At 55.8% G+C, this 24331-nt stretch carries 26 protein-coding genes, 1 tRNA gene and 2 pseudogenes; 17 read left to right on the top strand and 12 right to left on the bottom strand.

The window, feature by feature from the left end; translation table 11 throughout:
* The 8 genes and pseudogenes from GHO25_RS26175 to GHO25_RS18860 form a co-directional block, all read left to right on the top strand.
* Positions 1-521 (top strand): annotated as a pseudogene (locus tag GHO25_RS26175) (type VI secretion system tip protein VgrG); the annotation flags it as partial.
* Positions 518-5068, top strand: a complete 4551-nt coding sequence (locus tag GHO25_RS18890; protein ID WP_153391747.1) for an RHS repeat-associated core domain-containing protein — start codon at positions 518-520, stop codon at positions 5066-5068. The pseudogene GHO25_RS26175 and the gene GHO25_RS18890, both read left to right, overlap by 4 nt.
* A complete protein-coding gene (locus GHO25_RS18885) occupies positions 5065-5523 on the top strand; it encodes a hypothetical protein (RefSeq protein WP_153330742.1) in 459 nt (152 codons plus the stop codon). The genes GHO25_RS18890 and GHO25_RS18885 overlap by 4 nt, the downstream gene beginning before the upstream one ends.
* 205 nt (positions 5524-5728) lie before the next feature.
* Positions 5729-6946 carry an RHS repeat-associated core domain-containing protein gene (locus GHO25_RS26770; protein ID WP_218581083.1) on the top strand — a complete coding sequence of 406 codons (1218 nt, stop codon included), beginning with the start codon at positions 5729-5731 and terminating at the stop codon, positions 6944-6946.
* A complete protein-coding gene (locus tag GHO25_RS18875) occupies positions 6946-7326 on the top strand; it encodes a DUF2750 domain-containing protein (protein ID WP_082148748.1) in 381 nt (126 codons plus the stop codon). Before GHO25_RS26770 ends, GHO25_RS18875 begins: the two co-directional genes overlap by 1 nt.
* 74 nt (positions 7327-7400) lie before the next feature.
* Positions 7401-7574, top strand: a pseudogene (locus GHO25_RS18870) (PAAR domain-containing protein); the annotation flags it as partial.
* Positions 7575-7755: 181 nt separating this feature from the next.
* On the top strand, positions 7756-8796 hold the full coding sequence (locus tag GHO25_RS18865; protein WP_178110144.1) for an RHS repeat-associated core domain-containing protein: 1041 nt from the start codon (positions 7756-7758) through the stop codon (positions 8794-8796).
* 214 nt (positions 8797-9010) lie between these two features.
* Entirely contained in the window at positions 9011-9622 is a 612-nt protein-coding gene (locus GHO25_RS18860) for a hypothetical protein (RefSeq protein WP_153330934.1), read from the top strand.
* A gap of 1081 nt (positions 9623-10703) precedes the next feature.
* Here GHO25_RS18860 and GHO25_RS18855 read toward each other — a convergent pair.
* Positions 10704-10791, bottom strand: a tRNA-Ser gene (locus GHO25_RS18855).
* A 122-nt stretch (positions 10792-10913) separates the two neighbouring features.
* Here GHO25_RS18855 and GHO25_RS18850 point away from each other — a divergent pair.
* The 7 genes from GHO25_RS18850 (at position 10914) to GHO25_RS18820 (ending at position 14328) form a co-directional block, all read left to right on the top strand.
* A complete protein-coding gene (locus tag GHO25_RS18850; protein ID WP_048371231.1) occupies positions 10914-11585 on the top strand; it encodes a Bax inhibitor-1/YccA family protein in 672 nt (223 codons plus the stop codon).
* Positions 11586-11694: 109 nt separating this feature from the next.
* Entirely contained in the window at positions 11695-12087 is a 393-nt protein-coding gene (gene tusD / locus GHO25_RS18845) for a sulfurtransferase complex subunit TusD (protein WP_048371233.1), read from the top strand.
* Position 12088: 1 nt separating this feature from the next.
* The gene (gene tusC, locus GHO25_RS18840) at positions 12089-12451 is read left to right on the top strand and encodes a sulfurtransferase complex subunit TusC (RefSeq protein WP_153391743.1); all 363 of its coding nucleotides are present in this window, start codon (positions 12089-12091) and stop codon (positions 12449-12451) included.
* The gene (tusB, locus tag GHO25_RS18835) at positions 12451-12750 is read left to right on the top strand and encodes a sulfurtransferase complex subunit TusB (RefSeq protein ID WP_153391740.1); all 300 of its coding nucleotides are present in this window, start codon (positions 12451-12453) and stop codon (positions 12748-12750) included. The genes tusC and tusB overlap by 1 nt, the downstream gene beginning before the upstream one ends.
* A complete protein-coding gene (locus GHO25_RS18830) occupies positions 12747-13082 on the top strand; it encodes a TusE/DsrC/DsvC family sulfur relay protein (protein WP_048391108.1) in 336 nt (111 codons plus the stop codon). Before tusB ends, GHO25_RS18830 begins: the two co-directional genes overlap by 4 nt.
* Positions 13079-14080: a glycosyl transferase family protein gene (locus tag GHO25_RS18825; protein WP_153391738.1), complete on the top strand. Its 1002-nt coding sequence runs from the start codon at positions 13079-13081 to the stop codon at positions 14078-14080. The genes GHO25_RS18830 and GHO25_RS18825 overlap by 4 nt, the downstream gene beginning before the upstream one ends.
* 20 nt (positions 14081-14100) lie before the next feature.
* Positions 14101-14328 (top strand): YheU family protein, encoded by a 228-nt coding sequence (locus GHO25_RS18820; protein ID WP_016781468.1) that lies wholly within the window; start codon positions 14101-14103, stop codon positions 14326-14328.
* Here the strand turns inward: GHO25_RS18820 and GHO25_RS18815 are convergent.
* Both GHO25_RS18815 and GHO25_RS18810 read right to left on the bottom strand, forming a co-directional pair.
* A complete protein-coding gene (locus tag GHO25_RS18815) occupies positions 14325-14528 on the bottom strand; it encodes a carbon storage regulator (protein ID WP_048371242.1) in 204 nt (67 codons plus the stop codon). The genes GHO25_RS18820 and GHO25_RS18815 overlap by 4 nt on opposite strands.
* Positions 14529-14703: 175 nt before the next feature.
* Entirely contained in the window at positions 14704-15036 is a 333-nt protein-coding gene (locus GHO25_RS18810; RefSeq protein ID WP_048371244.1) for a YnfA family protein, read from the bottom strand.
* A gap of 202 nt (positions 15037-15238) precedes the next feature.
* Between GHO25_RS18810 and GHO25_RS18805 the strand changes: the two genes are divergently transcribed.
* Entirely contained in the window at positions 15239-15391 is a 153-nt protein-coding gene (locus GHO25_RS18805; RefSeq protein WP_048371247.1) for a DUF3309 family protein, read from the top strand.
* Between the two features lie 66 nt (positions 15392-15457).
* On the opposite strand, the gene GHO25_RS18800 is transcribed toward GHO25_RS18805, so the two are convergent.
* The 5 genes from GHO25_RS18800 to GHO25_RS18780 all read right to left on the bottom strand — a co-directional run bounded on the left by GHO25_RS18800 (position 15458) and on the right by GHO25_RS18780 (position 20361).
* Positions 15458-17539, bottom strand: a complete 2082-nt coding sequence (locus GHO25_RS18800) for an LTA synthase family protein (protein ID WP_153327846.1) — start codon at positions 17537-17539, stop codon at positions 15458-15460.
* Between the two features lie 329 nt (positions 17540-17868).
* Positions 17869-18744 carry a polyamine aminopropyltransferase gene (speE, locus tag GHO25_RS18795; RefSeq protein WP_048371251.1) on the bottom strand — a complete coding sequence of 292 codons (876 nt, stop codon included), beginning with the start codon at positions 18742-18744 and terminating at the stop codon, positions 17869-17871.
* A 207-nt stretch (positions 18745-18951) separates the two neighbouring features.
* Positions 18952-19143, bottom strand: a complete 192-nt coding sequence (locus tag GHO25_RS18790; protein WP_153391736.1) for a PLDc N-terminal domain-containing protein — start codon at positions 19141-19143, stop codon at positions 18952-18954.
* Between the two features lie 82 nt (positions 19144-19225).
* Positions 19226-19756 (bottom strand): hypothetical protein, encoded by a 531-nt coding sequence (locus GHO25_RS18785; RefSeq protein ID WP_048371256.1) that lies wholly within the window; start codon positions 19754-19756, stop codon positions 19226-19228.
* A gap of 71 nt (positions 19757-19827) precedes the next feature.
* Complete coding sequence (locus GHO25_RS18780) at positions 19828-20361, bottom strand: ankyrin repeat domain-containing protein (RefSeq protein ID WP_153391734.1); 534 nt, start codon at positions 20359-20361, stop codon at positions 19828-19830.
* Between the two features lie 311 nt (positions 20362-20672).
* Between GHO25_RS18780 and GHO25_RS18775 the strand changes: the two genes are divergently transcribed.
* The gene (locus GHO25_RS18775; RefSeq protein ID WP_048371628.1) at positions 20673-20951 is read left to right on the top strand and encodes a DUF3509 domain-containing protein; all 279 of its coding nucleotides are present in this window, start codon (positions 20673-20675) and stop codon (positions 20949-20951) included.
* A 248-nt stretch (positions 20952-21199) separates the two neighbouring features.
* Here GHO25_RS18775 and mtnC read toward each other — a convergent pair whose 3' ends face one another.
* The 4 genes from mtnC to GHO25_RS18755 all read right to left on the bottom strand — a co-directional run bounded on the left by mtnC (position 21200) and on the right by GHO25_RS18755 (position 24300).
* On the bottom strand, positions 21200-21877 hold the full coding sequence (mtnC, locus tag GHO25_RS18770; protein ID WP_123751584.1) for an acireductone synthase: 678 nt from the start codon (positions 21875-21877) through the stop codon (positions 21200-21202).
* A 9-nt stretch (positions 21878-21886) separates the two neighbouring features.
* Positions 21887-22432 (bottom strand): acireductone dioxygenase, encoded by a 546-nt coding sequence (locus GHO25_RS18765; protein WP_048371260.1) that lies wholly within the window; start codon positions 22430-22432, stop codon positions 21887-21889.
* A 102-nt stretch (positions 22433-22534) separates the two neighbouring features.
* Positions 22535-23155 (bottom strand): methylthioribulose 1-phosphate dehydratase, encoded by a 621-nt coding sequence (locus GHO25_RS18760; RefSeq protein WP_123751585.1) that lies wholly within the window; start codon positions 23153-23155, stop codon positions 22535-22537.
* Complete coding sequence (locus GHO25_RS18755; RefSeq protein WP_153391732.1) at positions 23152-24300, bottom strand: MFS transporter; 1149 nt, start codon at positions 24298-24300, stop codon at positions 23152-23154. Before GHO25_RS18755 ends, GHO25_RS18760 begins: the two co-directional genes overlap by 4 nt.
* Positions 24301-24331 lie beyond the last annotated feature (31 nt).

Below are 24331 nucleotides of genomic sequence, written 5' to 3'. Positions count from 1 at the left end.
CCACTAGCGGCCAATACATCGCCCATGCCAGCAACTTTGCCTATAAAAACGCGCAAAGCCAGGCCGCGGCGTTTCCCCAAGACCTCAAAAGCGGTACCGGGAATCTGGAGTTGCTTCAGCAGTATGCCAATGGGTTGGCGTTCAAGGGGGGCCAATACCAGGTAGAAGATGCTCTGGGGCAGGTGTTCAAAGGTGTGCTGGATGCCCATGGATTTGCAGCCGTCGCGGGGTTGGCGCCCGGCCCGGCCAACGTCCAGCTCAACAAGGATCCGGTTGATGTCTGGACCGATCCGGGTTTCCCCGGGCCCCATGAACAAATCGAAACCACCACCGCTGAGACCACCCGCACCCACCTGCCGGTTCAGGCCAGAGCGGTGCTTGAGACAGTACTCAACACCCCACCGTCTAAAAACGCGCTGAAGGCAGCGGCCCTCAGCAAAATGCCCTCGTCGGTCAAAACCCTCGCGGGCAGCATCGATGCTTCCGGACAGCGGCCCGGCAACCCGGAGAAATCATCATGAATTCTCCTGCCACTCGCCCACGGCAATCGGCCAACAGCCCAATCAATACGGTCACCAAAGACGATATAGAGGCAAGCAAGGAAAAGCTCGACCAATGGCTGCGCAAGCTCACTAACGATACGGTCAGCTGGAACATGGTGCACGCCGCTGGCTCGGTAATTCCCGGGGTCGGTACAGTCTTTGCGGGGATTGATGCCATTGGCGATCTGCTCACGCTGATCGAAGGTGATCGCGAGGATTTCTTCACCTGGGTGAGCCTGGGTATCAATGTCGTCGGGTTGGTCTCGTTCCCCGGCGTCGGTCCTGCCCGGCTGGCGGTGCGCACCACGCTGTCCACGGTGCGCAAGAACGGTTTGGCGGTGATCTCAGCAGCCATGCTTACCGCCCTCGAAGAGAATCTCAACGACAAAACCCGAGGCGCACTCGAAGACTTTGCTGCCGCCATTCAAACCCGCCTCAGCGAGCTGTTAGCGAAAATCGCCGCCGAAATCAGCAAAGCCTGTGCCGCCTTCGCCCAGATGCTCAGGAGCATCGCCAGCGATGACGGACAGAAGACGCTGGCAAACAAGACTAAAACTGCGTCTCTGTTCGCAGGCCCGCTGTTTGCCATTGGGGCGCATTTTTTAATCGACGACAGAGTGCTCTCCAACAGCACCTGCCAAGAGCTGCTCAGCGTGGCCAAGAGTGCCGACGATATCGGCAAGCTGGCCGCGCAAAAGGTCACGTCGCTGGGCGATGCGGAAAAAGTCGGCAGCATCGGCAATTTGATTGCCGAACTGGTCAGCGCCCTCGCCCGCCGCAAGCGCCGCGGCACCCAGCCAGCAAGCGTCGCACCACAACACGTCAGCCACGCTCAGGCCCAAACAGGCCAACGGGGGATGGTGACTCAAAACACTCAACGTCACACTGACAGAGATCCCGGCTGCAAAAACAAAACCGCCTCCAGCACCGGCTGCAGTATCAGCTTCGCCACGGGTAGCGAAACCGTCGCACACGCTGACTTTTCCCTGCCCGGGCCATTCCCGACTGAATGGGTGCGCACCTACCGTTCAAGCCTGGATGCCCTGGATCACGGCAGCCTCGGCGCACGCTGGATCACCCCCTTTACGACCTGCATCACGGTCAACGACACAGGCCTGATCTACCTCGGTGCCGACGGGCGCAACCACCGCTATCGCAACCCCAAGCTCGGCAAACATCACTACGACGCCGTTGAAGGCGTACTGCTGGTTCGCAACTCAGCCACCACCCTGGTCATCGCCCGCGGCCACGACAGCCAGGAACACTACCAGCAGTTGGGCGATCACTACGCCCTCAGTGAAATCACCCTGCGCGGCGGCGCCCGCGTCACCCTGCACTATGACCACCTGCACGCAGGCCAAGCGGTGCTGTCGGACCTGATCACTTATCAAGGCGACACCCCGCACCAGCACATCCACACCCAACTCGACGACAACGGCCGCATCAACGCCCTGTGGCTGATGCAAGAAGGCGCACCCTTGCGCCAACTGGCGGGCTACGACTACGACGAACACGGCGATCTGCGCGCTGCCCGCGACGAAAACGCCGCGCAGTGGGCGTATCAATATCAGCATCACCTGATCACCCGCTACACCGACCGCACCGGGCGCGGCATGAACCTGCAATGGCAAGGCGACGGTCCGGATGCCAAAGCCGTGCGCGAGTGGGCCGACGACGGCAGCTACAACACCCATCTTGAATGGGACCCCAACATCCGTCTCACCTACGTCACTGACGCCCTCGGCCAAGAGACCTGGCACTACTACGACATCCTTGGCTACACCTACCGCATCATTTACCCCGACGGCAACGAAGAATGGCTGTTTCGCGACGCCGCCAAAAACGTCACCCGCCATATCCACACCGACGGCAGCACTGACAGCTACGCCTACGACGAGCGCGGCAACCTGCTGCAACACACCCGCGCGGACGGCAGCAGCATTCACCACGCCTACGACGACCAGGACCAGCGCTTCAAGACCCGCGATGCCGAAGGCGGCCTGTGGAAATACGACTACGACCCGCGCGGCAACATCATCGAAACCCTCGACCCGCTGGAGAACACAACCTGCTACGCCTACAACAGCGACAACTTGCCGGTGCTCATCACCGACGCCCTCGGCGGCAGCAAACACCTGGCCTACAGCGCCGACGGCCAACTGACCCGCTACACCGACTGCTCGGGCAAAGTCAGCCAATGGCAGTACAACGCCCTCGGCCAGCTCAGCCGGTTTACCGACGCTGCGGGCAACATCACTGCCTACCATTACAGCGCCGGGCAACTGGTGCGCCTGACCCTGCCAGACAACACCGAAGAGCATTTTGAGCGCGACGCCGAAGGCCGCCTGCTCAGCCACACTGACGCCCTGCGCCAGCGCACCATGTGGCACTACAACGAAGCCGGGTTGATCCAGCAGCGCCAGCAGGCCGACGGCAGCACCCTCGCCTACCGCTGGGACAAGCTCGGCCAATTACTGGAACTGCGTAACGAGAACAACAGCACAGCCACCTTCGCCTACGACCCGGCAGGCAAACTGCTGAGCGAAACCGGCTTCGACCGGCAAACCATTCACTACCAGTACGAAAACGGCAGCCAACAGCCGACCCACCGATCCGACGGCGACCGGGTCTGGCGATACGACTACGACCCGCTCGGCCGCCTGAGCGCCCGCCACGCCGCCTACCAGGGTGGCAAGCAATGGCAAACCGAAACCTTTGCCTACGATGGCAACGGCAACCTGCTGCTGGCCACCAACCCGACCTGCAAACTGCAGTGGTTTTACGATGCAGCGAGCAACAACACCCGCGAACATCAGCACCTGCACCTCTACAAACCCTGCCACGTTGCCATCTGGCAGCACGAGTACGACGCCCTCAACCAACGCATCGCCACCACCCGCCCCGACGGCCACCGGGTCAGTTGGCTGACCTACGGCAGCGGCCACTTGCTGGCGATGAAAGTCGACGACATCGAACTGCTCAGCTACCAGCGCGACGACCTGCATCGCGAAATAGTCCGCCACCAAGGCAACGGCCTGCAACAGCGCCAGAGCTGGACGCCCAACGGCCAGTTACAGGAACAGACCGTAGCCCTTACCGGCTCAAGCACGCGCCTGCTGGTGCGCAACTACCGCTATGACGATGCCGGGCAACTGACCGACCTGCACGACAACCGCCGTGGCGACATCAACTACCGTTACGACCCGCTCGGCCGCCTGCTCGGAGCCAGCAGCCAGTACAAAGAAGAAACCTTCGCCTTCGACCCGGCCAGCAACCTGCTGGACCCCAAGGCCCCACGCCGGCCCATCCACCACCCGCCGCCCAAGCTCCTCGATAACCTGCTGCGTGACTACGTCGGCCAGCACTACACCTACGACGCCCGTGGCAACCTGCTTGAACGCCTCGACAACGGCAAAAAAGCCCGTTTCACCTGGGACCTCTACGACCGCCTGACCCGCTACGAAGACGACCGCCTGACCGCCGACTTCGCCTACGACGCACTGGGGAGACGGGTAGCCAAATACTCCAAAGCCCACTGCCCGCCCAGCCCCGGCGCCGGCCCGGCGTGGATCGAGCAGCAACAGCGCACGCTCAACGCCCAATACGACTGCGGCCAAAACATCTACGGCTGGGACGGCGACACCCTCGCTTATGAAACACGCTACAGCGACAACCCTGGCGAACGACGTCTGATCCACTACTTCTACGAACCGGGCAGCTTCATCCCCGTCGCCCAGACCGTCGAAAACCGCAGCCTGTCGCTCGTGCGCGAGCCAAGCCATGAAAACGGCTACCACATCGACCGCGACCCGCTGTGGCAACACCAACCCGTGGCAAAACCGTTCAACGCCATGGCCTGGTACCAATGCGACCACCTCGGCACGCCCATGGAACTCACCGACCAACGCGGAGAGATTGCCTGGAGTGGGACGTATCAAGCGTGGGGGTTGGCCAAAGAGAAGCGTACCGGCAGCGCAATACGCGAAAACATCCGCAACCCGCTGCGCTTTCAAGGGCAATACTTCGACACCGAAACCGGACTGCACTACAACCGCTATCGGTACTATGATCCGCAGGTCGGGAGGTTTATAAGCAAGGATCCGATCGGGTTTGCGGGTGGGCTGAACGTCTATGCGTATGCACCGAATCCGGTGGGGTGGGTTGATCCGTTTGGGTTGAACCGTACCAATAAACAAGGACACTATCACGGACCAAAACCCAAATATCATAATCCCGGCCATCATGACCTTTCATCAGGAAACTTCAGAGGCGGCGGATCGAAAACATCAATAATCCCTCAAAACGCAGAGCAACTTTACAAGCGAGCAATACCTGACGTCGATGGAAGGCACTGGTATGCCATGGACGAAGACGGGGTGATTCACAGGTTCGGGAACAGCAATGACGGAAATGTTCACTGGAACGGAGATTCATCGCAAGGACGCGGCGTCCCACTTCCACCTGAGATTGAAAAAAGATTTAACGCCATGAGAAAAGACTGTATTTGTGGAGTAAAAAAAAGATGAGCAAATCATTCGTACGACTCGACACATTTTTATCAAACGACAAAAAACACATTTTCTCAAGGTGCCAATTTGTGTTTCCCTCAACAACAATTGGAGATTACAACCAAACCACTTTAACAAATACACTAATAGTTGCATTTGAAGATCTAACCACGCGCCTAAACAAGTACCACCTAAAAAAATGCACCCTAAAAAATATAAATACCGAATTGCCATTACTGATATCGCATAACATTAGAAACTCCTGCCTACCGATTGGCGTCGAAAGCTTTGACGGGGATCAAGCAGCTTTTTTCCTTATTGAACACGAAGAAAAAATTGCACTAAAACCGTGGAATTCAAATAGCATCACACTAGAAAACCTGAGCCTACTTAAATTTAAGCACGAAATTATAATAACTACAGAAAAATTAAAAAAACAAAAAACTTTTCTAACTAATCATTCATCAACTTAGATATATAGCCACCTTCATCACTTAGCTACGAGCCGAATACTGTGAAGTGAATAAATAGTCGAGCAAGAGTAATTATTACGTCAACGGTGTCTTGGGCTGCATGAAACATGCTTTCGGTGCCAGCCTGATCGCCAGCAAGTCGCGCACTTTGATTTGTCGCTAACTTCACACGGCACTGTTCTTTAACAAGCAGCCATCATCGGTATTGGCCCAGCGTCGCCAATGCCTGCGGACTTACGACCCGCTCGGCTGCCTGCTCGACCCCAAGGCTCCGCGCCGGCCCATCCACCACCCGCCGCCCAAGCTCCTCGACAACCTCCTTGAACGCCTCGACAACGGCAAAAAAGTCCGTTTCACCTGGGACCTCTACGACCGCCTGACCCGCTACGAAGACGATCGTCTGACCGCCGACTTCGCCTACGACGAACTGGGGCGACGCGTAGCCAAATACTCTAAAGCCCACTGCCCGCCCAGCCCGGGCGCCGGCCCGGCGTGGATCGAGCAGCAACAGCGCACGCTCAACGCCCAATACGACTGCGGCCAAAACATCTACGGCTGGGACGGCGACAACCTCGCCTATGAAACGCGCTACAGCGACAACCCCGGCGAACGACGCCTGATCCACTACTTCTACGAACCGGGCAGCTTCATCCCCGTCGCCCAAACCGTCGAAAACCGCAACCTGTCGCTAGTGCGCGAGCCAAGCCATGAAAACGGCTACCACATCGACCGCGACCCGCTGTGGCAACACCAACCCGTGGCAAAACCGTTCAACGCCATGGCCTGGTACCAGTGCGACCACCTCGGCACGCCGATGGAACTCACCGACCAACGCGGCGAGATTGCCTGGAGTGGGACGTATCAAGCGTGGGGGCTAGCCAAGGAAAAGCGTACCGACAGCGCAACTCGCGAAAACATCCGCAACCCGCTGCGCTTTCAAGGGCAGTACTTCGACACTGAAACCGGGCTGCACTACAACCGCTATCGGTACTATGATCCGCAAGTCGGGAGGTTTATCAGCAAAGACCCGATCGGGTTTGCGGGTGGGCTGAATGTCTATGCGTATGCGCCGAATCCGGTGGGGTGGGTTGATCCGCTGGGGCTAATGGCAAAGATTACTTGCCCAATTTGCTGTGATGGCTCCCACGGAAGATCAAACAAACAAGAAAGACTTCGGGCACTGGCTGACGACCCAAAACAACCGAGTCATGTCAGAGGCTGGATACGGAATGAACTACGTCATATTGAGACAGGAAATCGGACATCAATTCGACTCCCCAGTAATTCACGAAAATCAAAATCTCCCGGCCTCGAACTAGCTCACGGCCATACAACACCGGCCAAAACAGGCCACTGCTATCGCCACTCAGAACCACAGAATGCAGACATACATAAAATTCAGCACAGAATAGGTGGTTACTAATGAACACTCACCCGAACAAGATTCAAAACGTCATATCACTAACTCAACAAGAACGATATGACTACTTTGTCCGAAAAACAGCAGATTCAATGCACCTATGGGGATTATTCCAAGATGGCTGGGCAATCTCACAAGGGAATTCAATTTCAATTCCATTCTGGCCCGAAGAATGTTTCGCACAAATGTGTGCCACAGCTGAATGGTCGGGGCTAAATGCAAAATGCATTGAAATGGACAAGTTCTTAGAAAACTGGCTCCCAGGAATGGAAAGAGATAATCGAACATGCCTTATATTTCCAACACCTACAGACAAAGGGCTATTGAAGGCACCCCAAGCTCTTAAATTCGACCTAAGAAATGAGCTCAACAAGTATGAATAAGCTCCCCACGTTTGTATTCACTCAGATCAATCCTAGCAGACGTAATACTCAGTAATCAGACCGAGCACGGTGACATGAAGACAATAGTACGACTCGACGACACCACTAACCACGGTGGATTAGTCATCGAATCCATCCCCCGCACCCGACTCAACGGTAAACCTATGGCGGGAAATGGCAATCTGGTGATGTGCCCCCTTATGTAAAGGCCGCTCCCTATTGTCGACGGCAGCAGCAACTATTCCATCAACGGAGTTCCTATCGCCTTGGACGGCATGAAGACCGCCTGCGGTGCCAGCCTGATCGCCACAGGCTCTCACGCATCGGTACATCGCTGACCCTACAATTCATCGTTCTTTAACAGCCCAATAACATTGACCCAGCGCTACCAATGCCGATGGTGTACGTACTTACGACCTGTCCGGCCGTTTGCTCAGCGCCACCACCCTCAAAGGCGAAGAAACCTTCGCCTTCGACCCGGCCAGCAACCTGCTGGACCCCAAGGCCCCGCGCCGACCCATCCACCACCCGCCGCCCAAGCTCCTCGATAACCTGCTGCGTGACTACGTCGGCCAGCACTACACCTACGACGCCCGTGGCAACCTGCTTGAACGCCTCGACAAGGGCAAAAAAGCCCGCTTCACCTGGGATCTCTACGACCGCCTGACCCGTTACGAAGACGACCGCCTGACCGCCGACTTCGCCTACGACGCACTGGGGCGAAGGGTAGCCAAATACTCCAAAGCCCACTGCCCGCCCAGCCCCGGCGCCGGCCCGGCGTGGATCGAGCAACAGCAGCGCACGCTCAACGCCCAATACGACTGCGGCCAAAACATCTACGGCTGGGACGGCGACACCCTCGCCTACGAAACACGCTACAGCGACAACCCTGGCGAACGACGTCTGATCCACTACTTCTACGAACCGGGCAGCTTCATCCCCGTCGCCCAAACCGTCGAAAACCGCAGCCTGTCGCTAGTGCGCGAGCCAAGCCATGAAAACGGCTACCACATCGACCGCGACCCGTTGTGGCAACACCAGCCCGTGGCGAAACCGTTCAACGCCATAGCCTGGTACCAATGCGACCACCTCGGCACGCCGATGGAACTCACCGACCAACGTGGCGAGATTGCCTGGAGTGCGACGTATCAAGCGTGGGGGTTGGCCAAGGAAAAGCGTACCGACAGCGCAATACGCGAAAACATCCGCAACCCGCTGCGTTTTCAAGGGCAGTACTTCGATACCGAAACCGGGCTGCACTACAACCGCTATCGGTACTATGATCCGCAGGTCGGACGGTTTATCAGCAAAGACCCGATCGGGTTTGCGGGTGGGCTGAATGTCTATGCGTATGCGCCGAATCCGGTGGGGTGGGTTGATCCGTTTGGGTTGGCTAAACGCGGCCCGGTACCTGGTGGTCAAGGACCACACAATGAAGTTATCGCCCAATGGGGGCGTGAGGCCACCTAGGCCGGAGGTACAGTGCAATCTGGAGGTGGAGTCAAAAGGGAAACTCTTATTTCAACACCTGGCGGCCAAAAACAGGGTCGTCGGCCAGATATTATTATTGAACTAGAGGATGGAAAAAAAGTTTACGGAAATGTTAGGAGAACCAAGACTGATGAAACTCCAGTACTTCGCGAGCTAAGCGCCATGAACGACTTAGAAACCAAGACTATCGGCAATGATATTCCTGACGATGTACAGTTTAGAGTTTACTGCCCTTGCACCCCAAAGAGAGCAAAATAGAATGGACATCAATATATTCATGACAATCGAAGAATTTATATTTACAAACCTCAAACTTATTAAAAACACCAAGTGCAATTTATACAGATCCGAGAGTTACGAACACCCATACAATCTAATGGATGGCAATGACCCGATCTCTTGGAGCTGTAGTGAGTCAAGATCATTATCTCTACTCATTGGAAAAGCTGAGGACGAGCATAAAATTTTAAAAGACAACCAAATTAACATCCCAAGAGCTTGTCGAGTTGGCTTTGTAGACATTAGATACGGAGGAGAAGATGAGCATGCCATAGGCGCTTCCCATTATGGAGCGGACACATCCACCACTGCGAAGTTTATTAATAGAGAGCTAAAGAAAATCCTTAAAGAATTTGCCCATAAGGGAGTCATTGATTGCGCTGACAACGAAATAAAATCGTTTTTCTGGACTGACGCAGCATTAGCCACTGAAAAGAATTGGCATCGTTTTCTAAGTCGAGGAGCTAAGAAATATACAAATATGAATATGGGGTATAGGCCACTCCGAATAAACCAACAGGAATGAGGCAAATCATTAGACCTAGGTCAAGACATAAGCTCGTTGATCGGATCCATCCCATACATCAATCCGAATAGCGGGCATGGGCAATGCAACGGTACGTCCTTTATGCAAAGGCGTCTCTCGATGTTAATAGCAGCGCCTATTCCGTCAGCAGTGCTCCGCAGCACAAATATCGCCTGCGATGCGATCCTTGACCACAAGCGGCTCACACACGCCAACTCACCGCTGTTCACTTAAACCTCCGCTCTTTAACAAACTTAATACTCCAAAGCTCACTGCCGGCGCCGGCCCGGCGTGGATCGAGCAACAGCAGCGTACGCTCAACGCCCAATACGACTGCGGCCGAAACATCTACGGCTGGGACTGCGAACTTGGCCTATGAAAGCCGCAACGGCGAAACCACTTTGCGACAACGCAAAAAAAGGTGTTTTTCCACTGTAGACGGCTATAGCCCACACTTGACGAGGCTGCACATCGAAAAAAGGGGCTGTGGCCAATTAGTCAGCGCTCTTGCTCAATAGGCTCTATCAAAGAAGCTGAATGATTAGGTAAAGACAATCATCGGATCTGACCATGCAGGAAGAGAACTGGCTCTACACTTTAGGCAATGCCACTTGCTTGCTTGGAACTGATTTCTGAGCAGGATCATAGAGCAGCAACTCTGGGGATGTTGTTTCTGGCTAAAGAGGTGACTTATGTCGATTTCAATTGGCATTGTGCGGACGCTGTGTGGCCTCTTCTCTTTTAAGCGAACCACTACGCCTCGCCGGCTCAGTCGCGATGAAGCCAGCCTGATTGAGCACTACCGCCTGCTGTCTGAGTCAGACCGCATTGCGATGCGTTACCTGTGTACTTCGCTAAAAGAAATTTCCCGCTTCTAAAACGCGGGGATGCCTATGGACTGCTGAGCTACACACATAGAGACATCGAACAAGGTTGTGGGGGTGGCGAGAAATCGCAACGAGAAGGAGGCTGACTCTGAGGCACCTCTGATTGCGGAAACCATGGCCGCCCTGCAGCCCCATTTCCCAAACCCCAGAAACGACAAATCCCGCTAAAAGCGGGCTCTGTCGGTGTGACAATATGGCGGAGGCGTAGAGATTCGAACTCTAGGACCTGTTACAGTCGACGGTTTTCAAGACCGTTGCCTTAAACCACTCGGCCACACCTCCTATGTTGTTGCGGGCGCCATAATACCTGAATGAAACACGTTGTCAAACTCTCTTGATCGCTTGTTTCAGAGCCTCTGCTATGATCTTTGCTACTTAACATTTCAAACCACAGGAGTATCGCCATGCGCGAACAGGATTACGCCGTTAATAACAGCGTGCAGGCTGAGCAGCTAGAGGTTAGCCGCGTCCTGCGCAACACTTACGGTTTACTGGCTTTGACGCTCGCTTTCAGCGGCGTGATGGCTTATGTCGCTCAACAGATGCGGGTCGGATACCCGAATATTTTCGTGGTGCTGATCGGTTTCTACGGGCTGTTTTTCTTGACCAACAAGCTGCGTGATTCGGCTTGGGGCCTGGTGTCTACTTTCGCCTTGACCGGTTTCATGGGCTTTTTGTTGGGCCCAATCCTCAACCGTTACTTGGGCATGCAGGGCGGCGCTGAGGTTGTCAGCTCGGCATTTGCCATGACCGCGCTGGTGTTTGGCGGCCTTTCTGCTTATGTGCTGATCACTCGCAAGGACATGAGCTTCCTGGGCGGCTTTATCACCGCAGGCTTCTTTGTCCTGCTGGGCGCCGTAGTTGCCAGCTTCTTCTTCCAGGTCAGCGGCCTGCAACTGGCTATCAGCGCAGGTTTTGTGCTGTTTTCTTCGGTCTGCATCTTGTTCCAGACCAGCGCCATCATTCATGGCGGCGAGCGTAACTACATCATGGCGACCATCAGCCTGTATGTTTCGATCTACAACCTGTTTATCAGCCTGCTGCAAATTTTCGGCATCATGAGCAGCGACGACTGATTGACCCCGCTACACGAAAGCCCGCTTCGGCGGGCTTTTTGTTGCCCGCTGCAAGCATCTTTGAGCATCTGCCTTTATCATTGCCGCAGATTTGCTGACAGAGCTCACCATGAAATTTGCCATTGCCCTTTATTCAGCAGCCCATGCGCCCTCTTCTCGCCGCGCCCTGCGTTTTGCCGAGGCAGCGCTGGCAAGCGGTCACGAGATCGTGCGGCTGTTCTTCTATCAAGACGGTGTGCACAGCGCCTCGAGCAATGTGGTCACACCGCAAGACGAGCAAAATATCGCGCAGCAGTGGGCCGCGTTCGTCAGCCAACATCAGTTGGACGGCGTGGTGTGTATTGCTGCAGCCCTGCGCCGCGGTGTGTTGAATGAAGATGAAGCAGCGCGCTATGAGCGCCCGGCGGTCAATCTGCAAGCGCCATGGGAATTGTCTGGCCTGGGCCAGTTACACGACGCGATTCAATCGGCTGATCGACTGATCTGCTTCGGAGGGCCTTGATATGGCTAAGTCGCTGTTGATTATCAGCCGCCAGGCGCCATGGTCGGGTCCAGGCGCCAAAGAGGCGCTGGACCTTGTGCTGGCTGGGGGCGCGTTCGATTTGCCGATTGCGCTGATGTTTATGGACGACGGGGTATTCCAGCTCGTTCTCGGACAAAACGCGGCCGCACTGCAACAAAAAAACCTCCAGGCCAATCTGCAGGCTCTGTCGATGTTCGGGATTGATGACGTGTTTGCCTGCGGCCACAGCCTGGCCGAGCGCGGCATTTCGCCCGCACATCTGGCAGTCGACGATGTACACGCCCTGTCAACCGATGAAGTACGCGCCCTTATTGACCGTTTTGACCAAGTGATAACACTCTGATGACGACCCTACACGTCCTGAGCCACTCGCCCTTTTCCGACACACGCCTTAGCAGCTGCTTACGCGTTCTGGGCACCGATGACGCGCTGTTGCTGACAGGTGACACGGTCTACGCTTTACAACCTCAAAGCAGCCCTCTGAAGGCCCTGGAAGAAAAAAGCGCCACGCTTAAGCTTTTTATCCTCGAAGAAGATCTGCTCGCACGCCATCTCGACTGCCCGCCCTGGGCGACAGCGGTGGATTACCCGGCCTTCGTCGAGCTGTCGATTCACTATGACAAGGTCAACAGCTGGCTATGAGCACCCTCCTCCTCAACGGCAAACATATCGCGCTGGATAAAGACGGCTATTTGCTCGACCTTAACGACTGGTCTGCCGAGGTCGCCCATGCACTGGCGGCCGAGGCGCAGATCGAGTTGAGCCCCGAGCACTGGGAGATCCTTGAGCTGTTGCGCAGTTTTTATCAGGAGTTCGAGCTGTCACCCGCGACACGCCCGCTGATCAAGTACACCGCGCTCAAGCTGGGCCCTGAAAAAGGCAACAGCTTGCACCTCAACCGCCTGTTTAATGGCACACCAGCCAAGCTCGCTGCCAAGCTGGCAGGCCTGCCGAAACCGACTAATTGCCTATGAATACGCCTTCTGCGCTGACATTAGAAACTCCGGCCGAACACCCTTTCGCGCCATTTGTGCGCATTCTGGGCAAAGGTAAACGCGGCGCCCGCAACTTGACCCGCGAAGAAGCGCGCGAGGCAATGGGCATGCTCCTTGACGAAAAAGTCGAAGACACGCAATTGGGTGCCTTCCTGATGTTGCTGCGTCACAAGGAAGAAAGCCCCGAGGAATTGGCCGGCTTTACCGAAGCCTTGCGTGAGCGTTTGACAGCGCCAGCAATCAACGTTGATATCGACTGGCCGACTTATGCGGGCAAGAAGCGTCACCTGCCCTGGTACCTGCTGGCTGCCAAATGCCTGGCGCAAAACGGTGTGCGGATTGTGATGCACGGCGGCGGCGCTCATACCGCAGGGCGACTGTACAGTGAACAACTGCTGGACGAGTTGTCTATCCCGCTGTGCCGCGACTGGCAAAGCGTTGAAACTGCGCTCGACACCCAGCATCTGGCCTTTATGCCATTGCAGGACTGGGCGCCGCAGTTGCAGCGCATGATCGATCTGCGCAACACCTTGGGTTTGCGCTCGCCCATTCACTCACTGGCGCGCATTTTGAACCCGCTGGGCGCCCGCTGCGGCCTACAAAGCATTTTCCATCCGGGCTACCAAAGCGTGCACCGCGAAGCCAGCGGCTTGCTGGGAGACACCAGCATCGTGATCAAAGGCGACGGCGGTGAAATCGAGATCAACCCGGACACCATCAGCCATTTGTACGGCACCACGGCGGGCGTCAATTGGGATGAAGAGTGGCCAGCACTGTCAGCTCGACGCCACGTGAAACCGGCCTCACTTGAGCCGGGGCAGCTCAAGGCACTGTGGCGGGGCGAGATCGAAGACAGTTACCCGCAACTGGCCCTGCTCTCGACCATGGCCCTGGCCCTTCGCGGGCTGGGCACACCGCGAGAACAAGCATTCGAGTTGGCGCAGGGTTATTGGGATAACCGCGACAAATCGATTTAACTCATTTGCGAGACCGCCTCATGCTAATTCCTTACGACCAGCTTGAACCTGACACCCTCACCCGCCTGATTGAAGACTTCGTCAGCCGCGACGGTACCGACAACGGTGATGACACCCCTCAAGAGACACGTGTCCTGCGGGTGCGTCACGCCTTAAGCAAAGGGCAAGCCGTGATCTTCTTTGATCTGGAAAGCCAGCAATGCCAGTTGATGCCCAAACATGCCGTTCCCAAAGAGTTCTTTGATTAACGCTTGCTCAACGGCCCAATGGTCAAATGCCCGGGGTCCTGATTTTTGATCCGGTCGTAGATTTCGCCCCGGTGAACGCTGACGCTCCTGGGGGCATCAATCCCCAGGCGTACGTGGCTGCCACTGATGGCAATGACATGGACAATAATGTCTTCGCCAATCGAGAAGCGTTCGCCGCTTACGCGTTTTAGAATCTGCATGGCTCTTATCCTTAAAGGTGTCTGGCCACGAAGACTGAACCGCGTCATTCGGTACTTCAATCCTTACACAGCAATTCAGCTTGGGCTTACTCCTATCTGGATTAAGGCCTACACCTCACAGATAAAAGTCCTACGCTACAGCTGTTGAATATTCCTCATCAGTAGGGGTATTGGCTTAGGGTGCCGAAAAACGTGGGCCCAACAGAATGATCGTTGCCCCTATCACGCACAGCACCAGTCCGATCCAGTCAGAGCCCAATGGCCGGACTCGCTCCACCACCGCCAACCAGGCAATAGACGTCACGATGTAGATCCCGCCATACGCGGCATAAGCCCGGCCCGCATATGCCGCCTCGACCTTGGTCAAGAGCAGGGCAAAAACGGCCAAGCTCAACACTGCCGGCACGACCCACACCACACTCTTGCCTTGACGCAGCCACATCCAGAATCCGTAGCAGCCTGCGATTTCAAACAACGCGGCCAAAAAAAACCAAACGTAATTAAGCATGAATACTTCCTTCCTTAGGCAGCGCGCCACCCTACTCGCGCCCCATCAGCCAGGCAATAGCCAACCTTTAGCACGCGTCACAGAATAAAAAGTTGAATTATTTTCGCGCCCGGCAAGTCGGACTTATTAAGAGCGTACGTAGCAGTGGTTTCAACGCCACTGAACGCCGTCCTTACTGACAATAATCAATGAGGAAATAGTCATGACCCTGATACTTCTGATCATCCTGATCTTGCTGCTGGTGGGCGGGCTGCCAGTTTTCCCTCACTCCCGAAACTGGGGCTACGGCCCGTCCGGTATTATCGGCACCGTACTGGTCGTACTGCTGATACTGCTCTTGCTCGGCAAAATATAGCGCCGTAGTCACGGCATTACGCGCAAAAAAAAGAGGCCCTGAGGCCTCTTCTTTTTTCACGCTGGTTTACTTCGGATCCACGACACCCGCAGTGTTATCCAACAAGCTTTTGGTTGCTGTCTGCAAGAAGGATTCAAGCTTCTTCTTCAGTTCAGCTTCGTCTGGCGAGTCAGTCACTACTTTGGCTTGCGGGTTCGGGCCCAAGTTGTATTGCCACACCTTGGCTGGCATGTCTTTAGGCTGAACCAGCAGATGATCACCGCTGATGATGGCCACGGTCTGATCGTTGCCAGATGGCTTGATCACGCCTGAACCTTTGTCACCTTCCGGCAGGTTCAGCAGGTCACGGCCCCAGCATTGCTGACGGAACTCACCACCCAGACGCCCCATGATGGTCGGTACGATGTCGATCTGCGTACCCACGGTATCAACCCGCGCACCAAACTTCTCCTGGATGCCCGGCCCGATCAACAGCAATGGAACGTTAAAGCGCCCAAGGTCCATCTCGGAGATCTGCTGCTCGTTACCAAAACCGTGGTCACCCACGATCACAAACAAGGTTTCCTTGAAGTACGGCTCTTTACGCGCCTTTTCAAAGAATTGACCCAGCGCCCAGTCCGAATAGCGCATGGCGGTCAAATGCTCGTTCAACGAGCCACGGTCGGTCACCCGCTCAACCGGCAGTGGCGTCGGCAAGGCATACGGCGTGTGGTTGGACAGGGTTTGCAGCAAGGCATAGAACGGCTCTTTGCCTTCACGCTTTTTCAGCTCTTCCAGGCCACGGTTGAACATGTCCTGGTCGGACACGCCCCACGTAGGATCAGAGAACACCGGGTTCACGAAATCGTTACGGCCAACGAACGTGGTCATGCCTTGGTTGCTGAAGAAACCAGACTGGTTGTCCCAGGCAAAATCACCGTTGTACACATACACGTCATCGTATTTACGGGCGCTCAGCAGCTCCGGCAGACCGGACAGCTTGTGGCTGCCTTCCGGGGTCTGCATCAGGTATTCAAAACCTGGCAGGTTCGGGAAGCACGCCATGGTGGCGAACATGCCCTGATGCGTGTGCGTACCGTTGGAGAAGAAGCGCTCAAACAGCAGGCCTTCTTTGGCCAGGTTGTCGAAGTAAGGCGTGACGTTGCCTGGACGTCCCAGTGCACCCACCGAGTGGCCGGCGAAGCTTTCCATCAAGATGACGACAACGTTCTTGATCGGCAGGGTTTTTTCTTCTGGTGGCGTGGTATCACGGCGCACAGGCGCGGTGTCCGCATCGACCAGTTTGTCGTTCGGGGTCAGCAGCATGTCGCGCACGGTCTGCTGAGCCTCAAGCTGCGGCAGGTTCGCTTTCCAGATATTGCTGCGCTCATCCGAGAAGCGGCTCTGCGCCGCTGAAATCAGCGACAAGGAACCATTGAGCCCTAACTGGTTAGCGAAGTTGGAATCCGTCGTGTAGGCATCACCCCAGCGCAGTGGAGGACCTTGGCGCAGTGTGCCGCGAGCAGCGACCACACACACCACCAGAATCACCATGAACACGGCAATGCGCGCATACCATGGCGCGACGGCACGTTGAGTACCAGCGCCAGCAGCCGATGTCGCACGGGTGCGGGTTACGCGGTCTGCACCTTTAAATGCAAAGTACAGGATCACCGTCCCGACGGCCCAGGCCAGCAGGTAACGCACCACCGGGAAACCGTACCAGAGCATGCTCATGACGGTTTTCGGGTCTTCCTTCACATATTGGAAGACCAGACCGTTGAGGCGCTGGTGGAATTCACGGTAGAAGTCCATCTCCATCAGGCCCAGGAACAGCGCCAGGCTGGAGGCGGCAGTCAGCCAGAAACGCATGGTGCCGCGCAGTCGCATCGCATGCGCACTGAGCAATGACAGCAACAAAGGAATGCTGAGATAAACGACGATGCGCAGGTCAAAGCGCAGACCATTGAAAAAGGCTTCGAGGAACGTTGAGGCCGGGGTATCCAGGATCATTTCCCGGTTGTAAACCAGCAATGCCACCCGCAACAGGGTAAACATCAGCATCATGATCAAGGCGCTGAGCAGCGTAAACGCCAGATGCGATTTGACGGTCGGTTGCAACATTCGCTGGGCAGCGTTCTGTTGTTTTAAGGCGTCCGGGTTTGCCATGTCGTTTTAGGACCCAATTGATTCAAGTTGAAGTGGCTTTTCTGTGCACGGCCAGCACCTGCGCCTATAGGGCACACGTGCAGGGAGGTCATGCACGGGCGGGCAAATGTTGCACGATCACCGGTGATTTACCACTGATACTGCACCCTTTAATGCACAGGGTTTGGCTCGACACCTGAACTGGAAATCCAGGTGAATGGCTTCTGAGAAGCAGCCGAGCCGAAATTTTGCACGCAAATTGTCATGGACGGCACGTGAAAATTTTGTGCAAACGCATAATTTGAAACATAAGAAAGGGCCTTTCGGCCCTTTCTGTAACTCACTGCGCTTTAAACGTTGCCTGGCTTGTTAATCGCCTGCAAAACGTATTGCGGCAAGGCAAACGAACCTTGGTGAACTTCAGGGTTGTAATAGCGAGTAACAATGCCACTGCCAATAAAGCGCTGACGCAGGGTCTCCAGCGGCAACTTGCGGTAATCACTGTTGGTTGAGCCCCAGGCAAAGGTCATCGAGCCGCCGATGTAAGTCGGCACGGCCGCTTGATAGAAGTGCCAATCGGCGAACAAACCACGCATGCGCTCTGCGGTGGTTTTAACTTCTTGCAGTTGCATGAACGGCGTGCCGTTTTGCGTCACCAGCACACCACCTTCATTCAGGCAGCGATGGCAGGCTTGATAGAAGTTTTCAGAGAACAACACTTCACCCGGCCCGATCGGATCGGTGGAGTCAGAAATGATCACATCGAACTTTTCTTCAGTGGTCGCCACAAAGCGCATGCCGTCATCGATCACCAGATTCAGGCGCGGATCGTCGTAGGCCCCTTTGGAATGGTTCGGCAAGAACTCTTTGCACATTTCAACCACGGTGCCGTCGATCTCGACCATGGTGATGTGCTCAATGCCCACATGCTTGGTCACTTCGCGCAGCATGCCACCGTCGCCGCCGCCAATGATCAGCACGCGCTTGACCGTGCCGTGCGCCAGAATCGGCACATGAGTCAGCATCTCGTGGTAGATGAACTCATCCTTTTCCGTGGTCTGAATCACGCCATCCAATGCCATGACCCGGCCCATCACCGGGTTTTCGAAAATCACCAGGCGCTGGTGGTCAGTGCGCACTTCGTGCAGCAGCTTGTCCATACGAAAACGCTGACCATAACCCTCGTAGAGGGTTTCGAGATAGTCGGTGCTAAGTACTTCAGTCATGGGAAGTCCCTTTGAATGCAGATGGCAACGGACGGTCACCCGCCCATGATCGGCAGCTTGAGCGTTTACCACTGTTGCGGTTCACGCGTTCAACTGCCCAAGAAAGGCGCGCATTCTACGACGACGAGCATGACAGGTCGAACCTTGACTCAGACAAACTCAGCGGGTGGCGCCAAATAAAGCCGTCGCCACCCGCTGGCCGACGACTTAAATGCGCACATTGCCTCGCGGCCCGGCGATGGCCCAGATAATGAGGCCGAGCACCGGCAAGAAGATAATCAACAGCACCCAAAGGATTTTCATCCCGGTTCCGACGTTACTTTTGAGCACATTGATGACGGCCCAAATATCCAGCGCCAGAATAATCAGACCTACCAGACCATTAAACGTCGACCCCATGGTGATGCTCCTGAGTGAGTGCGTGTTTACTTAGGATAGTCAGCTGCGGCGAGGGTTCCGTTTTTTTATTGCAGGCCGGGCATCAAACGTGAACAGCGACCTTCAACGCTTCCAGCGCAGGCGCAGCACTGATACCTACCTCGGCACACAAGGCCAGCACGCGTGGCACGTCATTGCCATACACCAGCACCATTTGCAGTTCATCATCCAGCGGCTGGCTCAGGTTCAGCAGCACATAGCCGCCGTTCTCCGGGTTCATGCTGCCCATCTGGATCTGGATACGATTCAACGCCGTCAGCGCTTCGGTTTTGGCCAATTGCTTGGGCTTGATGTTGAAAGGCACGCCAGGACCGAACGAGGCTACGATCTGGGTGAACAGGTCGACATAGGTGTCAGCCTGGAACAGGACGGTTTCCGGCAGACTGCCAATGACGACCCACTCGCCCAACGCAATAGGGTAAGTGTCGTCGTAGTTGATGTCCGGGTTTGCCGCCAGAAAAGCGTCTTGATCAGCGTAGGCCTGCGCTGCTTCATCAGCGATTTTTGCAATTTCTTCGTCGCCCATGCACCCAGAGCTGATTTTGCTGATGAGTTCAACGAGAGTGTTTTTCATAGGCAAGGCCTGTCACAAGGAAAATTGAGGGCGCGCAGGATATATCAATTGCGCGCCTCAAGGGCATGTAATCAGCCCAACAACTCATTCAACAGTGCGACGCTATCGTTTGCGCCCATGGTCTTGGCAGCATCCAGCGCGGTGACCTCATTGGCATCCTTGGCTTTTGGATCGGCGCCTTTGCTGATCAGGTACTTAATGATTTCGGTGCGATTAAACATCGCAGCCATCATCAAGGCGGTACGGCCGTCAAACGAAGCGCCTTCAACCTGCGCCCCGCCCTCGATCAGGGTTTTAACCATCTCCAAATCGCCTTTGAACGCCGCGCCAGCAATCGGGCTTTGACCGTTGTCATTGCGAATTTCAGGGTCAGCCTTGTGCTCAAGCAATACCTTCACAGCGTCAACATGCCCGTGATAGCTGGCCAGCATCAGCAAGGTGTCGCCCTTGTGATTACGCAAATTAGGCGGCAAGCCCTTGCTCATCAGAGCTGCCAGCATGGCGGCGTCGCCTTCGCGGGCTTTATTGAAAACCTGCTCGGCAAACTCAGCCGCTTCCTCGGGGGTCATCTGCCGTTGTTGATCGGCTGGCTTGTTGTCTGACATATGAGGCTCCAGGTTGGCTACAGAAAACCGTAGTTTCCCGAGAGCTGCCAACGGTGTCATCCCCTTTTTACTCAAGTGCGGCATAGAGACAATCAATCAGCAAACGACTCTTGTACAAACGCGCCAACAAACTCTGTGACTGGGCAAAATGCAGGATGCATGATGGCCATTCATGCAAAATGCACGAACCCTGCGTCTTAAATAAAAACTAAGCCATTGATTTAAAAGGATTTTATTAGACAGGCGTGCTGGCACAATCACTGCAACTACCTCTCCATGCAAGCACAGATGAGCTAATGGAGCTGATTGACATGAGCCTGATCCAAGAAAAATTCGCGTCCCTGTTTTCGAACTACACCGTCAACGTTAAGCCCCGCCCGGATGGCGGTGTATTGCTGACGTTGTGTGACAGCGAAGGTAAACAGACTCAGCGGGTCATTTCATACGCGCAGTTGCACACCGCAGAGCAACTGACTTGGGTGATCAGCGCGATTCGTCGTGATCTGGCAGGTACGGCCAGCGAACTGCCGACCATTTCACTGCTGCAAAGCCAGCACCGCTTTGCCCTGCCGACCTATCACACACGCTGATAAAAGCATGATCAAACTGTTGGAGCGAGCTTGCCTCGCGATCTTTTGATCTTGGCTATTTTTACGGCACTGCGCGCCCGGACGTAGCCTCGCAAAGCTCGTCAACTGCTACGGGGGTGTTCGCTCGCAGCCTTCGTGCCTTGTCAGCGACTACAGGATGTAAGCGATCAAACTGTAGGAGCGAGCTTGCCTCGCGATCTTTCCAACATCAAAGATCGCAAGCAAGCTCGCTCCTTCACGTTCAAAGATTAAATATCTATATCGGCAAAGCTGCTGACCGTCAGATGATCACCCAACTTCTTCCCGCCTTCTCGCGCCAGACCACAGGTTTGCATGCCGGCTTGTTGTGCCGCGTCCAGCTCTTCGACGATGTCCGATAGAAACAGGATTTTCCCCGCCGGGCAGCCGATGGCTTCGGTGATGTGCCGGTACGATTGGGCTTCGCGCTTGGGCCCGGACGTGGTGTCGAAATAGCCGCTGAACAAGGGGGTCAGATCGCCCGCTTCCGAACAGCCAAAAATCAGCTGTTGCGCCTGGATCGATCCTGAAGAGTACACGTACAAGTCATAGCCCTTTTCGTGCCAGGCCTTGAGTGCCTCGACGGCATCCGGGTAGACGTGCCCTTTCAACTCGCCCGCCTCGTAACCCTGCTTCCAGATCATGCCCTGCAGCGCCTTAAGCGGCGTGGCTTTGCGGTCTTCAGCGATCCATTGTTGCAGGATCTCGATCACCCGCTCAACGTCCGCCTCGGGCTCGCCGCTGTCCAGGCGCACCGCCCCCAGTTGCTTCGCAACCTCAGGGTCTTCGGCATGATCACGGACGAAGTCAGGCAGGTGTTTGGCCGCAAACGGAAACAACACGTCAAACACAAAGCTGACGGCGCTGGTGGTGCCTTCGATGTCGGTGAGGATGGCTTTGATCGGCATACGGGGTCCTTAGTCTTCGAGGCGCGGGAAGCGGCTGGCGATGTCTTCGCCGGTAAAGTTTGCAACCCAGCCTTCGGGGTTGTTAAACAACCGGATGGCCACAAAGTGCGGGTGCTCGCCCATGTCAAACCAATGCGGGGTGCCCGCTGGCACTGAGATCAGGTCGTTTTTTTCGCACAGCACGGCATACACATAGTCACCAATGTGCAAGGTAAACAGCCCACGGCCCGCCACGAAAAAACGCACTTCATCTTCGCCATGACGGTGCTCATCGAGGAACTTGGCGCGCAGCTCGGCTTTTTGCGGGTGGTCGCTGTTGAGGCTGATCACGTCAACGGTGACGTAACCCTGCTCAGTCATCAATTGATCAATCTGCGTGCGATAGGCGTCGATCACTTCGTCCTGGCTGGCGCCCGGCTGGATCGGCGCAGCCGCCTGCCAGCGCTCAAAGCGCACGCCCTGCTCGGCCAGCGTGGAGGCGATGTCTTCAAGGTGGGTCAATACCTTGTTGGGTATTTCCGGGCTTGAAACGTGGTAAACAGAAAGGCTGCTCATGGGGGGTATTCCTCAGCTTCGGCGTGCACTTTCGGCTTTTTCCAGGCCGTTCAGGCAGACCGTTGAAATCAGGCAGTGGGCTTCTTCGACGTGAAGTCAGCGTTAACGGTTAAGCACAGCGCGGGTTTTCAACTCGCATTCAAACAAAAACTCAAAGGCTTCGATCTGGCGCAAGGCATCGCTCATGCGCGCACCCCACGTATACAGACCGTGCCCACGAATCAGGTAACCCACGCAGTCAGGGTGTGCCTCAAGCCAGGGCTGAACCTTGGCAGCCAGTCGCTCGATGTCCTGATCATTGTCAAAAATCGGCACCCGAACTGTCGACTCATGGGTCGATACACCACTGAAGGCTTTTTGCAGTTCGTAGTCTTCAAATTCGATACTGTCACCCGGCGTCAGCCGCGACAACACCGTGGCATTCACCGAATGCGTGTGCAACACCGCGCCGATCTCCGGGCGCCAGCTGTACAGCTGAGTGTGCAGCAAGGTTTCCGCAGAAGGCTTTTTGCCCGGTTCCAGGCTGTTGCCTGACAAATCCGTGGCCAGCACATCATCAATGCCCAACTGGCCTTTGTGCTTGCCTGACACCGTCAGCAGCGCCTCGGTGGCCGATAGCCGGGCCGAGTAGTTGCTGCTGGTGGCCGGCGACCAGCCGCGACCATATAAAAAACGCCCGGCTTCAATGATTTCCAGGCTCAAGTGTTCACGGGTAAGGCTCATGCCCTGTCCTCTTGCAATCGAGTAGCGATGATAACGGCTGCAGCCAGTGCTGCGAGGCTTGCCATACTAAAGGTGATAGTCGGCCCGAGTGTGTTCCAGCTGTAACCGGCATAAAGCGCTCCCGCCGCGCCGCCCATACCGGCCAGGGTGGCGTAGAGCGCTTGCCCCTGCCCTTGTTGACCGGGCCCGAAACTGCGCTGCACAAAACTCATGGCCGACGCATGAAAACTGCCAAACGTTGCCGCGTGCATCAACTGCGCCAACAGCAACACCCACAGGTATTCGGCAAATGATCCCAGCAACAGCCAGCGCAAGGCGGCCAGGGCAAAGCTGGCCATCAACACGCGACGCAGCGAAAACTTGAGCAGGATGCGGCGCATGGCCAAAAACATCAAAACTTCAGCCACAACCCCCAACGCCCACAGCATACCTATCACGCCACGGCTGTAGCCCAGGCTTTCCAGGTGCAAGGTGATGAAGGTGTAATACGGGCCATGGCTCAGTTGCATCAGCGCAACGGTCACATAAAACGCAATCACGCCGGGGCTGCGCAGTTGCTTGAAAAAGCCGCCCTCGTGGGGTTTTCGCCCCTGACTCGAAGGCTGGGCATTGGGCACCCACAAGCTGCATAACACAATGCCACCCATGATCACGACCAGCGCCACCGGGTAAATATCCAGGCTCAGCCATTCAAACAGGCGACCCAGAATCACCACAGTGAGGATAAAACCGATCGACCCCCACAAACGCACCTGGCTATAACGCTCCGGTTGCTCGCGCAGGTGGGCAAAGGTGATGACTTCAAACTGCGGCAGCACCGCGTGCCAGAAGAACGCATGCAACGCCATGACCAGCGCCAGCCAGGCGTAGCTCTTGCTGATAAAGATCAGGCTGAAGCCGAGCAAGGTGCAGAACGCACCCAGCCGCACGATCAGCAGACGCTTGCCGGTGTAATCACCCAGCCAGCCCCACAAGTTGGGTGCTACGCAGCGCATCAGCATGGGTATGGCGACCAACTCGCCGATCCGTGCGCTGGAGAATCCGAGGTGATGGAAGTACAGCGCCAGAAAAGGCGCTGTAGCACCGAGCAAAGCGAAGTAAAAAAGGTAGAACCCTGACAAACGCCAGTAAGGAAGAGGCGCCATTGCCATCAGACCATGGCGCTCAACGACCGCT

The organism is Pseudomonas sp. FSL R10-1350, from assembly GCF_009600525.1.
In the GTDB taxonomy this organism is placed as follows: domain Bacteria; phylum Pseudomonadota; class Gammaproteobacteria; order Pseudomonadales; family Pseudomonadaceae; genus Aquipseudomonas; species Aquipseudomonas helleri.
Note: the sequence above shows the minus strand (reverse complement) of the source record. Positions and strands in the feature narration are given on the sequence as shown.